This window comes from Streptomyces sp. NPDC097981, from assembly GCF_040302565.1.
In the GTDB taxonomy this organism is placed as follows: domain Bacteria; phylum Actinomycetota; class Actinomycetes; order Streptomycetales; family Streptomycetaceae; genus Streptomyces.
This window is the reverse complement of record NZ_JBEORW010000001.1, coordinates 55018-68381: the sequence shown is the minus strand read 5'-3', so window position 1 is coordinate 68381 and position 13364 is coordinate 55018. Positions and strand designations below refer to the sequence as shown.

Below are 13364 nucleotides of genomic sequence, written 5' to 3'. Positions count from 1 at the left end.
TGCCATACGTTGAATCTCATCCGGATGTCCCCGCGGTCCTCGCCCACACGGCACGAACCGCGCCCCGGATGCCTGCGTCACCAGGCACCGCACGCCCCACCACGGGCGCCGCAAACAGCTTCGCCAGACCGACGGCATCTCGCAGCACCCGCAGCACCACGCCACACCCGTTCCACGCACCCGCGTACCCGCGTACCCCTCAGCGCACCCTCATCAGCGCTTCGCCGGAGGCAACACCGTGAAGGACATCCTGGACGCGATCCAGTCGCAGGCCGCAACGGCCGCCGACTTCGCGGCCCTGCCGCTCCCCGACTCGTACCGCGCGATCACCGTGCACAAGGACGAGGCGGAGATGTTCGCGGGGCTCAGCACCCGTGAGAAGGACCCGCGCAAGTCCCTGCACCTCGACCAGGTCCCGGTGCCGGAGCTCGGCCCGGGCGAGGCCCTCGTGGCCGTCATGGCCTCGTCGGTCAACTACAACTCCGTGTGGACCTCGATCTTCGAGCCCGTGTCCACCTTCAACTTCCTTGAGCGCTACGGGCGCCTGTCGGAGCTCACCAAGCGCCACGACCTCCCGTACCACATCATCGGCTCCGACCTCGCGGGCGTCGTGCTGCGCACCGGCCCCGGCGTCAATGCCTGGAAGCCGGGCGACGAGGTCGTCGCGCACTGCCTCTCGGTCGAGCTGGAGTCCTCGGACGGCCACAACGACACGATGCTCGACCCCGAGCAGCGCATCTGGGGCTTCGAGACCAACTTCGGCGGCCTGGCGGAGATCGCACTCGTCAAGTCCAACCAGCTGATGCCGAAGCCCGGCCACCTGAGCTGGGAGGAGGCCGCCTCCCCCGGTCTGGTCAACTCCACCGCCTACCGCCAGCTGGTCTCCCGCAACGGCGCCGGCATGAAGCAGGGCGACAACGTCCTGATCTGGGGCGCCAGCGGCGGCCTCGGCTCGTACGCCACCCAGTTCGCGCTGGCCGGCGGCGCCAACCCGATCTGTGTCGTCTCCTCTCCGGAGAAGGCGGACATCTGCCGGGCCATGGGTGCCGAGGCGGTCATCGACCGCAACGCCGAGGGCTACAAGTTCTGGAAGGACGAGCACACCCAGGACCCGAAGGAGTGGAAGCGCTTCGGCAAGCGCATCCGCGAGCTGACCGGCGGCGAGGACGTGGACATCGTCTTCGAGCACCCGGGCCGCGAGACCTTCGGCGCGAGCGTCTACGTCACCCGCAAGGGCGGCACGATCGTCACCTGCGCCTCGACCTCCGGCTACAACCACGAGTACGACAACCGCTACCTGTGGATGTCGCTCAAGCGGATCGTGGGCTCGCACTTCGCCAACTACCGCGAGGCCTGGGAGGCCAACCGCCTGGTCGCCAAGGGCAAGATCCACCCCACCCTCTCGAAGGTCTACTCCCTGGAGGAGACCGGCCAGGCCGCGTACGACGTCCACCGCAACCTCCACCAGGGCAAGGTCGGCGTCCTCGCGCTGGCCCCCGAGGAGGGCCTGGGCGTGCGCGACCACGAGATGCGCGCGACGCACCTCGAGGCCATCAACCGCTTCCGCAACGTCTGAGATCCTTCAAGGGCCAAAGGGACAGCCTGAGATGACAGAGCGCCAGAAAGACCGTCCGTGGCTCATGCGGACGTACGCCGGCCACTCCACGGCCGAGGCGTCCAACGAGCTGTACCGCCGGAACCTCGCCAAGGGCCAGACCGGCCTGTCGGTCGCGTTCGACCTTCCGACGCAGACCGGCTACGACCCCGACCACATCCTCGCCCGCGGCGAGGTGGGCCGGGTCGGGGTCCCGGTCTCCCATCTGGGCGACATGCGGCGGCTGTTCCAGGACATCCCCCTGGAGCAGATGAACACCTCGATGACGATCAACGCCACCGCGATGTGGCTGCTGGCGCTCTACCAGGTGGCCGCCGAGGAGCAGGGTGCGGACATCTCGCAGCTCCAGGGCACCACTCAGAACGACATCGTCAAGGAGTACCTCTCGCGCGGGACGCACGTCTTCCCGCCCGGGCCCTCGCTCCGCCTGACGACGGACATGATCGCGTACACGGTCAACCACATCCCGAAGTGGAACCCGATCAACATCTGCTCGTACCACCTCCAGGAGGCCGGGGCCACCCCGGTCCAGGAGATCTCGTACGCGATGTCGACCGCGATCGCCGTGCTCGACTCCGTGCGCGACTCGGGCCAGGTCCCGGAGGATCGTTTCGGCGAAGTGGTCGCCCGTATCTCGTTCTTCGTGAACGCGGGCGTCCGCTTCATCGAGGAGATGTGCAAGATGCGCGCCTTCGGCCGCATCTGGGACCAGGTCACCCGCGAGCGCTACGGCATCGAGAACGCCAAGCAGCGCCGCTTCCGGTACGGCGTCCAGGTCAACTCCCTCGGCCTGACCGAGGCGCAGCCGGAGAACAACGTCCAGCGCATCGTGCTGGAGATGCTCGCGGTCACCCTCTCCAAGGACGCCCGCGCCCGCGCCGTGCAGCTGCCCGCCTGGAACGAGGCACTGGGCCTGCCCCGGCCCTGGGACCAGCAGTGGTCGCTGCGCATCCAGCAGGTCCTGGCGCACGAGAGCGACCTGCTGGAGTACGAGGACATCTTCGCCGGATCCCACGTCATCGAGGCCAAAGTCGACTCCCTGGTCGCCGACTGCCTGGCCGAGATCGACCGGATCCAGGAGATGGGCGGCGCGATGGCCGCCGTCGAGTCCGGATACCTGAAGTCCCAGCTGGTCTCCTCGCACGCCGAGAGGCGCGCCCGGATCGAGGCCGGCGAGGACAAGATCGTCGGCGTCAACTGCTTCGAGCAGACCGAGCCGAACCCGCTCACCGCCGATCTCGACGGCGCGATCATGACGGTGGACGGGGCCGTGGAGGCGCTGACCGTGGAGCGGATCGGCCGCTGGCGGGCCGAGCGGCAGGAGTCCTCGGACCGGCAGGGGGGCGGCGACCCGTTCGTCTTCCCGACGGTGATGCAGGCCCTGGACCGGCTGAAGGAGGCCGCGGCCGGGACCGAGAACCTGATGGAGGCCACCCTGGAGTGCGCCCGGGCCGGTGTCACCACCGGCGAGTGGGCGAACGCCCTGCGCGAGGTGTTCGGCGAGTTCCGCGCCCCGACCGGGGTCTCCTCGGCCCCGGTGGCCGTCACCGCCGAGGAGGGCACGCCGATGGCCCTCGTCCGCGAGAAGGTCTCCCGTACCGCCGAGGACCTGGGCTCCGGCCGGCTGCGCCTGCTGGTCGGCAAGCCCGGCCTGGACGGGCACTCCAACGGCGCCGAGCAGATCGCCGTACGGGCCCGCGACGCCGGTTTCGAGGTGGTCTACCAGGGCATCCGACTGACGCCCGAGGAGATCTCCACGGCGGCGCTGGCCGAGGACGTGCACTGCGTGGGACTGTCCATCCTGTCCGGTTCGCACAGCGCGCTCGTGCCGGACGTGCTGGAACGCCTCCGGACCGCGGGGGCGGGTGACATCCCCGTCGTCCTCGGCGGCATCATTCCGAACGCCGATGCCATCGCGCTCAAGGCGGCCGGAGTCGCCGCCGTATTCACACCCAAGGACTTCGGTATCACGGAGATCATCGGACGTATCGTCGACGAGATCCGGAAAGCGAACAAGCTCGACCCTCTGGAGGTCCCCGCATGACCACGCCCACGTCCCCGGTCAACCGGCTGCGGCCGCGCCGCTCCTGCCTCGCGGTCCCGGGCTCGAACCCGCGCTTCCTGGAGAAGGCCCAGGGCCTGCCGGCCGACCAGGTCTTCCTCGACCTTGAGGACGCCTGCGCCCCGCTCGCCAAGGAAGGCGCCCGCCACACGATCGTGGACGCGCTGAACAACGGCGACTGGACCGGCAAGACCCGGGTCGTGCGCGTCAACGACTGGACGACGCACTGGACGTACCGCGACGTCATCACGGTCGTGGAGGGCGCGGGCCAGAACCTCGACTGCATCATGCTGCCGAAGGTCCAGGACGCCCAGCAGGTCGTGGCGCTCGACCTCCTGCTGACCCAGATCGAGAAGACCATGGGCTTCGAGGTCGGCAAGATCGGCATCGAGGCGCAGATCGAGAACGCCAAGGGCCTGGTCAACGTCGACGAGATCGCGGCCGCCTCGCCGCGGCTGGAGACCATCATCTTCGGCCCGGCCGACTTCATGGCCTCGATCAACATGAAGTCCCTGGTCGTGGGCATGCAGCCGCCCGGCTACCCCGCGGACGCCTACCACTACATCCTGATGCGGATCCTGATGGCGGCCCGCATGCACAACCTCCAGGCGATCGACGGCCCCTTCCTCCAGATCCGCGACGTGGACGCCTACCGCGAGGTGGCGGGCCGGGCGGCGGCGCTGGGCTTCGACGGCAAGTGGGTGCTGCACCCGGGCCAGGTCGACGCGGCCAACGAGGTCTTCTCCCCCTCCCAGGAGGACTACGACCACTCCGAGCTGATCCTCGACGCGTACGACTGGTGCACCTCCGAGGCCGGCGGCAAAAAGGGCTCGGCCATGCTCGGCGACGAGATGATCGACGAGGCGAGCCGCAAGATGGCCCTGGTCATCGCGGGCAAGGGCCGCGCGGCCGGGATGCAGCGCACCACCAAGTTCGAGATCCCCGCCAGCTGACAAGGACAGAGCACTATGCAGTTCGGACGCACTTACGAAGAGTTCGAGGTCGGCGCGGTCTACAAGCACTGGCCCGGAAAGACGGTCACCGAGTACGACGACCACCTCTTCTGTCTGCTGACCATGAATCACCACCCGCTCCACATGGACAGCAATTACGCCGAGAACACGACCGACTTCGGCAAGAACGTGGTCGTGGGCAACTACATCTACTCGCTGCTGCTCGGCATGTCCGTGCCGGACGTCTCCGGGAAGGCCATCGCCAACCTGGAGATCGAGTCCCTGCGGCACGTGGCGCCGACCTTCCACGGCGACACCATCTACGGCGAGACCACGGTCCTCGACAAGACCCCGTCCAAGTCGAAGAACGACCGCGGGATCGTCTACGTGGAGACCAAGGGCTACAAGCAGGACGGCACCCTCGTCTGCGTCTTCCGGCGCAAGGTGATGGTCCCGACCGAGACGTACATCAAGGAGCGCGGCGGCGAGCAGCCCGGCCGCCCGCAGCTGAAGGAACAGGGGAAGTAGCCATGGCCCGACTCGCCCAGACCGCCGGGCTGACCGACGTCCAGCGGGAGATCCTGAAGACCGTCCGGGAGTTCGTCGACAAGGAGATCATCCCGGTCGCGACCGAGCTCGAACACCGTGACGAGTACCCCCAGCAGATCGTCGACGGCCTCAAGGAGCTCGGCCTCTTCGGGCTGATGATCCCCGAGGAGTACGGCGGCCTGGGTGAGTCGCTGCTCACCTACGCGCTGTGCGTGGAGGAGATAGCGCGGGGCTGGATGTCCGTCTCGGGCATCATCAACACCCACTTCATCGTGGCGTACATGCTCAAGCAGCACGGCACGCAGGAGCAGAAGGACCACTTCCTCCCCCGTATGGCGCTGGGCGAGGTGCGCGGCGCCTTCTCGATGTCCGAGCCGGGCCTGGGCTCCGATGTGTCGGCCATCACGTCCAAGGCGGTCAAGGACGGCGACGAGTACGTCCTGAACGGCCAGAAGATGTGGCTGACGAACGGCGGCAGCTCCACCCTGGTGGCGGTCCTCGTGCGAAGTGACGAAGGCCACCCCGAGGGCACCGCGCCGCACAAGTCGATGACGACCTTCCTGGTCGAGAAGGAGCCGGGCTTCGGAGAGGTCCGTCCGGGCCTGACCATCCCGGGCAAGATCGACAAGATGGGCTACAAGGGCGTCGACACGACCGAGCTCATCATGGACGGACTTCGCATTCCGGCCAATCGCGTCCTCGGCGGCCAGACCGGCCGAGGGTTTTACCAAATGATGGACGGGGTCGAGGTCGGCCGCGTCAACGTGGCGGCACGTGGCTGCGGCGTCGCTCAGCGTGCATTCGAACTGGGCGTCTCTTATGCCCAGCAACGTCACACTTTCGGCAAGGCGATCGCCGAACACCAGGCCATTCAGTTCAAGCTGGCCGAGATGGCTACCAAGGTCGAGGCCGCCCATGCCATGATGGTGAACGCAGCACGCAAAAAGGACTCCGGGGAACGAAACGACCTCGAAGCAGGGATGGCGAAGTACCTCGCCTCCGAATACTGCAAGGAGGTGGTGGAGGACGCCTTCCGTATCCATGGCGGCTACGGGTTCTCGAAGGAGTACGAGATCGAGCGTCTCTACCGGGAGGCACCGATGCTGCTGATCGGTGAAGGAACGGCCGAGATCCAGAAGATGATCATCGGTCGGCGCCTGCTTGAGGAGTACCGACTCCAGGGCTGAAAGTACCTTTTGCGGCGGATCCTCCGGGGGTCCGTCGCAAAAGAATCACTCGCAGTCACTGGCTGGCGGCCATCGACTCGGCTTCTGGCTTGCCCAGTTGTTGCGTGCAACCGATAGCATTCCAGTAAAGCCGCCGTCCCGTCCCCCTGTTTGCGGCGCGGCAATCACCCGCTACGAAGGTCATCCATGCCCCACAGCCAAACCTCTGCACCTCGCGTCGGCATCCTCGGTGGACGTCTCGCACGCGGAGCATCGCCGTGGCTCCTGCCGACCGTCGCCACCGCTGCGCTCAGCCTCACCCGGGCCCGCAAGTCCGGACGCTGGGCGGCAGTGGCCGTGCCCACCACCGCGCTCGCGGCGGGCATGCTGTGGTTCTTCCGCGACCCCGAGCGTGAGATCACGCAGGGCCGGGTCATCTCGCCCGCCGACGGTGTGGTGCAGAGCATCATGCCGTGGAAGGACGGACGGACCCGCGTCGCGATCTTCATGAGCCCGCTGAACGTCCACGTCAACCGCGCGCCCCTCGCGGGCACAGTGACGTCCGTGGAGCACATCCCCGGCGGGTTCGTCCCGGCGTTCAACAAGGAGAGCGAGAACAACGAGCGCGTTGTCTGGCACTTCGACACCGAGCTCGGCGACATCGAGATGGTGCAGATCGCCGGTGCCGTCGCACGCCGCATCGTCCCCTACCTGCCGGCCGGCACCAAGGTGGAGCAGGGCGAACGCATCGGTCTGATCCGCTTCGGGTCCCGCGTCGACATCTACCTCCCCGAGGGTGTCGAGGTCGCGGTCGAGGTCGGTCAGGCCACCACCGCGGGGGTGACCCGAATTGACCGTGACTGACCCTGAGACTCCCACCACACCGTCGGGTGGGTGGGTCCCCGAGGGCGCCGAGGAGGAGTCCGCAGAGGACGACATGCCGCTCTCGCTGCGGCTGTCGATAGCGGACACCCTCACCCTCGGCAACGCCACGTGCGGATTCATGGCGGTGTACTTCACCACCACCGGTATCCTCATCCCGCACCTCACCGGCAGCGGCGAGTCGGGCATGGCCCGGCACAGCGCGGCGACCGCGGTGATACTGATGCTGCTCGCAGCGGTCTTCGACCTCTTCGACGGCATCGTGGCCCGCAAGCTGCGCAGCTCGCCGATGGGCGCCGAGCTGGACAACCTGTCCGACCTGATCAGCTTCGGGCTGGCGCCGGCGTACTTCGTGCTGGTCTACGGCATGGTCGCCGACGACGCGCACCAGAAGATGTCGGCACTGGCGGCGATCGTCGTGCTGCTCGCCGTGGTGCTGCGCCTGGCGAGATTCAGCTGCGTGACGATGAAGGACGGCATGTTCCAGGGCATGCCGAGCCCCTTCGGCGCGCTGACGGTCGTCTCGATCGTGCTGCTGGAGCTGCCGTTCGTCCCGACGCTGCTGGCGATCATCGGGGTGGCCTGGCTGATGGTGAGCCGGGTCGAATACCCGAAGCCGCGGGGAGTCCTCGCGGTGGCGATGCTGAGCTGGATCGTCGGTGCGATGGGCCTGCTGGCGGCCTGGGCGTTCGACGCCCCGGGCGGTCAGCTGCTGCTCCAGACCGGCTGCGCGCTCCAGATCGCCCTGGCGGCCACCATCCCGCTGTTCGCGACGACCCGTCGGGCGAACACGATCCGCCACAACCGCCGCGAGGCGCGTGCGGCGCAGCTCCCGTAACGCCGCTGCTTTGCGAAGGGCCCCCGGTGCCGATGTGGCACCGGGGGCCCTTTCGCGTGCCCGGGGGCTGCGGAGGGGGCGGGCTCCTGAGACGATCCCGCGCCACCCCTGACGGCCCTGCCAGGGCTACGCTTGATGTCGGAAAACCGCCAGCCCGACCGCTCCCGCCCCGGGATGCTGGAGCCATGTACACCGACACCGACCGCTGCGTCAGGGCCGTGCAGTCGAAGGACGCCCGCTTCGACGGCTGGTTCTTCACAGCCGTCCTGACCACGCGGATCTACTGCCGCCCCAGCTGCCCCGCGGTGCCCCCCAAGGTCGAGAACATGACCTTCCTGCCCAGCGCCGCCGCCTGCCAGCAGGCGGGTTTCCGGGCCTGCAAGCGGTGCCGGCCCGACACCTCCCCCGGTTCCCCCGAGTGGAACGCCCGCGCCGATGCCGTCGCCCGGGCCATGCGGCTCATCCAGGACGGGGTCGTGGACCGCGAGGGCGTGCCCGGCCTGGCCGCCCGGCTGGGGTACTCCACCCGCCAGGTCGAGCGGCAGCTGAACGCCGAGCTCGGCGCCGGGCCCCTCGCCCTCGCGCGGGCGCAGCGCGCCCAGACCGCCCGGCTGCTCATCGAGACCTCCGGGCTGCCCATGGGCGATGTCGCCTTCGCCGCCGGGTTCTCCTCCATCCGGACCTTCAACGAAACCGTCCGGGCGGTCTTCGCCCTCGCGCCCGGTGAGCTGCGCCTGCGGGCGGAGAAGGCCGGCCGGCGGGAGCCCAGGGTGCCCGGGACCATCAGTCTGCGCCTGCCCTACCGGGCCCCGCTCAACCCGGACAACCTCTTCGGCCACCTCGCGGCGACCGCCGTCCCCGGCGTCGAGGAGTGGCGGTCCGGCGCCTACCGCCGGACGCTGCGGCTCCCGTACGGCACCGGGGTCGTCGCCCTCAGCCCGCAGCCCGACCACATCGGCTGCCGGCTCGCCCTGACCGACCTGCGCGACCTCACCATCGCCATCAGCCGCTGCCGCTGGATGCTCGACCTCGACGCCGACCCCGAGGCCGTCGACGAGCAGCTGCGCTCCGACCCGCTGCTGGCCCCGCTCGTGGACAAGGCCCCGGGGCGCCGGGTGCCGCGCACGGTCGATGCGGCGGAGTTCGCCGTACGGGCGGTGCTCGGCCAGCAGGTGTCCACGGCGGCGGCCCGGACGCACGCCGCCCGGCTGGTCACCGCGTACGGGGAACCGGTGGCCGACCCCGATCCCGAGGGCGGGCTGACGCACCTGTTCCCCTCGCCGCAGGCGCTGGCCGGCCTGGACCCGCAGTCCCTGGCCCTCCCCGCCGGCCGTCGCGCCACCCTCACCACCCTCGTCGGCGCGCTGGCCGACGGCTCCCTCCCCCTCGGCATCGACAGCGACTGGGCGGCGGCCCGCGCGCAGCTGAGCGCGCTGCCCGGGTTCGGCCCGTGGACCACCGAGGTGATCGCGATGCGGGCGCTGGGCGATCCCGACGCCTTCCTGCCGTCCGACCTCGGGGTCCGGCGGGCCGCGAAGGGGCTCGGGCTGCCGTCCACGCCCGCGGCGCTCACCGCCCGGGCGGCCCGCTGGCGGCCCTGGCGCGCGTACGCCGTGCAGTACCTGTGGGCCACGGACGCCCACCCCGTCAACCACCTGCCCGTCTGAGGAGTGCATCCCGTCATGAGCACCAAGCAGCACACCGTCGTCGACAGCCCCTACGGCCCGCTCACCCTGGTCGCCACGGACGGCGTCCTCAGCGGCCTGTACATGGCCGGGCAGCGGCACCGGCCGGCCGAGGAGTCCTTCGGGGAGCGGGTCGCCGCGACCGAGGAGCCGTTCGACGAGGTGGCCCGCCAGCTGACCGCGTACTTCGCCGGGGAGCTCACCGAGTTCGAGGTGCCCGTCCGGCTGGAGGGCACCGCGTTCCAGCGCAGCGTGTGGGACCAGCTCGTCCGGATCCCGTACGGCGAGACCTGGTCGTACGGGGAGCTCGCGGCCCGGCTCGGCAAGCCGAACGCCTCGCGTGCGGTGGGGCTGGCCAACGGGAAGAACCCGGTCAGCATCATCGTGCCGTGCCACCGCGTGATCAGCGCCTCGGGCAGCATGACCGGCTACGGCGGCGGCGTCGAGCGCAAGGTGCGCCTGCTGGCGTTCGAGGCCGGCGGGCTCACCTCCTGAGTCAGACGATCGCGAGCGGCACGAGCAGGGCGAACGCGGCTCCCGCCTCCACCGCGTAGCCGTAGAGCGAGGGGTGCGGGACGGGGGCGGCGAGCAGGACCACGCTCTGCTGCGCGGTGGCCGCCGCCACCCAGTCGGCGTCGGCGCCGAGGTTGCCCTGGTACCAGCCCTCGCAGGCGCCGGGGCCGGTGACGGCGAGGAGGTCGTCCTCACGGCGGTAGAACGCCTGCCAGTCGGCGGCCGGGACGGACCAGCCCTCGAAATCGGTGAACTGGGCCCAGCCGCCCTCGCGTATCGCGGTGTCGAACAGCCACACCGGCGTCCCCTCGGGGGTGACCTCGCCGCCCTCCTGCTGCTCGGTGGTGAAGTGGACCATGGGCAGGGCATCGGGCCCGTCGGCGGTGCTGGGCCAGGCGTACATCGTGATCATCAGATGATTCTGTCCTGCTTCGAGTAAGCCCGGTGTCACGGGGAGACCGGGCGGCTGCCGTTCTCCAGTTCCGCGGCGCCCTCGCCGGACTCCAGGACCCGGTACGCCTCTTGGGTGCGCCGGCCGAGCGATCCGGGGAGGTACGTGGCGAGTTCGGCCGGCTCGACCAGCCGCCAGGAGAGCAGCTCCTCCTCCTGGAGCTTGATCGAGGCCAGCTGGGCCTCGTCGAGCACGCCGCCGTCGAAGAGGTAGCCGACCAGCGGCGGGCGGCCCTCGCCGAGCGTCCAGTCGACGGCGAGCAGGCGGCCGAGCGGCAGGTCGAGGCCGATCTCCTCGGCGCTCTCGCGACGGGCGGCCGCCCGCGGGGACTCGCCCCGGTCCGACTCGATGGTGCCGCCCGGCAGGGCCCAGCCCTCACGGTAGTTGGGCTCGACGAGCAGCACCCGGCCCCCGGCGTCCCGGTAGAGCGCGGCGGCGCCGGCCAGCACCCGGGGCAGGCTCGCGATGTACGTGGCGTAGTCATCCGTGGTGGTCACGCCGCAACCCTACCCAGCCGCCCCACGCGCCCGGGATCAGCCCTCCGGTGGGCCCCCACCCGGGGAATCCCGACGTGCGTCTTCCAGGGAATCCGCTCTTATGCGGCCACACTATGCAGGCGTATGCCCGCATTCACGGGCATGGCACGCCAGGTGTGACCCAGGCCACCCATGGGCATAGGAGGATCCTCCGGATACGCTCATGGGGGCGCGACTGCACTGTTCGATAGCAAGGGATTAGCAAGGTGACGGACGGAGCAGTAACTGAGACCGCGCGCGTGCTCATCGCCGCGGACAAATTCAAGGGCTCGCTCACGGCCGTGCAGGTCGCGGAGCGGGTGACGGCGGGCCTTCGCACGGCCGTACCCGGCGTGGAGGTCGAGACCCTCCCCGTCGCGGACGGCGGCGACGGCACGGTCGCGGCCGCCGTGGCGGCCGGGTTCGAACGCCGGGAGGTACGGGTCACCGGACCGCTCGGCGAGCAGGTCACGGCCGCTTTCGCGCTGCGCGGCGGTACCGCCGTGGTCGAGATGGCGGAGGCCTCCGGGCTCCAGCTGCTGCCGGCGGGTGTGTTCGCCCCGCTGACGGCGACCACGTACGGCTCGGGCGAGGTGCTGAAAGCCGCTTTGGACGCGGGGGCGCGCTCGATCGTCTTCGGTGTGGGCGGCAGCGCCACCACCGACGGCGGTGCGGGAATGCTGGCCGCGCTGGGCGCCGTGTTCCTGGACGCGAACGGCGAACCGGTCGGTCCGGGCGGCGGCGCGCTCGCGGAGCTGGCCTCCGCCGACCTGTCCGGGATCGACCCGCGCTTCGCGGAGGTCGACTTCGTCCTGGCGAGCGACGTGGACAACCCGCTGACGGGCCCGAAGGGCTGCGCTGCGGTGTACGGCCCGCAGAAGGGGGCGTCGCCGCAGGACGTGGCGACGCTGGACGCGGCGCTGGCGCACTTCGCGGTGGTGCTGGAGAAGTCGATCGGCGAGAAGGCCGGCCGCCTGGCGGCCGCCCCGGGTGCGGGCGGCGCGGGCGGCATCGGGTACGGGGCACTGCTGCTCGGCGCGAGCTTCCGGCCCGGCATCGAGCTGATGCTGGAGGTGCTGGGCTTCGCCCCCGCGCTGGAGCGGGCGACGCTGGTGATCACCGGTGAGGGCTCCCTGGACGAGCAGACCCTGCACGGCAAGGCTCCGGCCGGTGTCGCGGCGGCGGCCCGCGCGGCGGGCAAGCCGGTGGTGGCGGTCTGCGGGCGGCTGCTGCTGACCCAGGAGGCCCTGGAGGCCGCGGGGATCCGCAAGGCGTACCCGCTGACGGACCTGGAGCCCGACCCCGCCAAGTCCATCCCGAACGCAGGACCGCTGCTGGAGCGGGTGGCGGCCGCCATTGCCGCCGACGTGCTCTGACGCTGCGCTGCCGCTTGTCCGGCGGGCCCGGTAACCCGATTCGGGGTACCGGGCCCGCCGCGTTTGCGGCCGGCGGCGGGAGACACGTCTGCGGTGGCTGCGGTCCTACGCCGTGACCCGGGCCGGCGCCCCCGAGGCGGCGAGCAGCCGAGCCGTGGTCACCACGCGGGCGAAGTGGCCGCCATGGAGGTTGACTGCGGTCGCGGCGGCGAGCTGGTCGGCCGTCAGGCCGAGTCCGTCCGGGCCCGCGAGGTCGAAGGTGTGGGTGGCGTCGAGCGGGACGAGGACGTCGTATCCCAGGTTCCCGGCCATCCGCGCGGTGGTCTCGACGCACATGTTGGTCTGGATCCCGGACACCACCAGCTGGCCGATGCCCTGGGCGGTGAGCCATGCGGCCAGGTCCGGGGTGCCGTAGAAGGAGGAGTTCACGGTCTTGGTGACCAGCAGGGACTCCTGTCCCACCCGGTCCGCCACGAAGTCCTTGAAGGCGTACCCGGGCTGGTCGGCCGCCAGGACCGAGCCGGGTCGCGATGCGTGCTGGACGAGCACCACCGGGCGGCCCGACTCCTGCCAGGCGTCCATGAGGGCGGAGATGTTGGCCTCGGCGGCCGGGTTGTTGCGCGGGCCCCAGTAGGAAGCGTCGTCGAAGCCCTTCTGCACGTCGATGACCAGGAGGGCGGCGTTCGGGGCGAGCTCGATCCCGTTCGTGTTCTCGTTCGTGTTCTCGTTCGTCGTCATGTCCTCATGCTCTCCGCCGCG

At 70.2% G+C, this 13364-nt stretch carries 13 protein-coding genes; 10 read left to right on the top strand and 3 right to left on the bottom strand.

The window, feature by feature from the left end:
• Window positions 1-238: 238 nt before the first annotated feature.
• From ccrA to ABTY04_RS00235, 9 genes are all read left to right on the top strand, one after another.
• A complete protein-coding gene (gene ccrA / locus ABTY04_RS00275) occupies window positions 239-1576 on the top strand; it encodes a crotonyl-CoA carboxylase/reductase (RefSeq protein ID WP_352211037.1) in 1338 nt (445 codons plus the stop codon).
• A 31-nt stretch (window positions 1577-1607) separates the two neighbouring features.
• A complete protein-coding gene (locus ABTY04_RS00270) occupies window positions 1608-3659 on the top strand; it encodes an ethylmalonyl-CoA mutase (RefSeq protein WP_352211036.1) in 2052 nt (683 codons plus the stop codon).
• Entirely contained in the window at window positions 3656-4630 is a 975-nt protein-coding gene (locus ABTY04_RS00265) for an HpcH/HpaI aldolase/citrate lyase family protein (protein ID WP_352211035.1), read from the top strand. Before ABTY04_RS00270 ends, ABTY04_RS00265 begins: the two co-directional genes overlap by 4 nt.
• Before the next feature lie 15 nt (window positions 4631-4645).
• The gene (locus ABTY04_RS00260; protein ID WP_030155134.1) at window positions 4646-5158 is read left to right on the top strand and encodes a MaoC family dehydratase; all 513 of its coding nucleotides are present in this window, start codon (window positions 4646-4648) and stop codon (window positions 5156-5158) included.
• Between the two features lie 2 nt (window positions 5159-5160).
• Window positions 5161-6366, top strand: a complete 1206-nt coding sequence (locus tag ABTY04_RS00255) for an acyl-CoA dehydrogenase family protein (protein WP_030868030.1) — start codon at window positions 5161-5163, stop codon at window positions 6364-6366.
• A 186-nt stretch (window positions 6367-6552) separates the two neighbouring features.
• A complete protein-coding gene (locus tag ABTY04_RS00250; RefSeq protein ID WP_030868027.1) occupies window positions 6553-7209 on the top strand; it encodes a phosphatidylserine decarboxylase in 657 nt (218 codons plus the stop codon).
• Between the two features lie 73 nt (window positions 7210-7282).
• Window positions 7283-8065, top strand: a complete 783-nt coding sequence (gene pssA / locus ABTY04_RS00245; protein ID WP_352211284.1) for a CDP-diacylglycerol--serine O-phosphatidyltransferase — start codon at window positions 7283-7285, stop codon at window positions 8063-8065.
• A 185-nt stretch (window positions 8066-8250) separates the two neighbouring features.
• Entirely contained in the window at window positions 8251-9732 is a 1482-nt protein-coding gene (locus ABTY04_RS00240; RefSeq protein WP_352211034.1) for an AlkA N-terminal domain-containing protein, read from the top strand.
• A 15-nt stretch (window positions 9733-9747) separates the two neighbouring features.
• On the top strand, window positions 9748-10245 hold the full coding sequence (locus ABTY04_RS00235; RefSeq protein WP_352211033.1) for a methylated-DNA--[protein]-cysteine S-methyltransferase: 498 nt from the start codon (window positions 9748-9750) through the stop codon (window positions 10243-10245).
• A gap of 1 nt (window position 10246) precedes the next feature.
• On the opposite strand, the gene ABTY04_RS00230 is transcribed toward ABTY04_RS00235, so the two are convergent.
• Together ABTY04_RS00230 and ABTY04_RS00225 are read right to left on the bottom strand one after the other, a co-directional pair.
• Window positions 10247-10675 carry a hypothetical protein gene (locus ABTY04_RS00230; RefSeq protein WP_352211032.1) on the bottom strand — a complete coding sequence of 143 codons (429 nt, stop codon included), beginning with the start codon at window positions 10673-10675 and terminating at the stop codon, window positions 10247-10249.
• 35 nt (window positions 10676-10710) lie between these two features.
• Window positions 10711-11211, bottom strand: a complete 501-nt coding sequence (locus tag ABTY04_RS00225) for an NUDIX domain-containing protein (RefSeq protein ID WP_352211031.1) — start codon at window positions 11209-11211, stop codon at window positions 10711-10713.
• A gap of 245 nt (window positions 11212-11456) precedes the next feature.
• On the opposite strand from ABTY04_RS00225, the gene ABTY04_RS00220 reads away from it, so the two are divergent.
• Window positions 11457-12605 (top strand): glycerate kinase, encoded by a 1149-nt coding sequence (locus ABTY04_RS00220; protein ID WP_352211030.1) that lies wholly within the window; start codon window positions 11457-11459, stop codon window positions 12603-12605.
• A gap of 105 nt (window positions 12606-12710) precedes the next feature.
• Here the strand turns inward: ABTY04_RS00220 and ABTY04_RS00215 are convergent, their stop codons facing one another.
• A complete protein-coding gene (locus tag ABTY04_RS00215) occupies window positions 12711-13343 on the bottom strand; it encodes a cysteine hydrolase family protein (protein ID WP_352211029.1) in 633 nt (210 codons plus the stop codon).
• Window positions 13344-13364 lie beyond the last annotated feature (21 nt).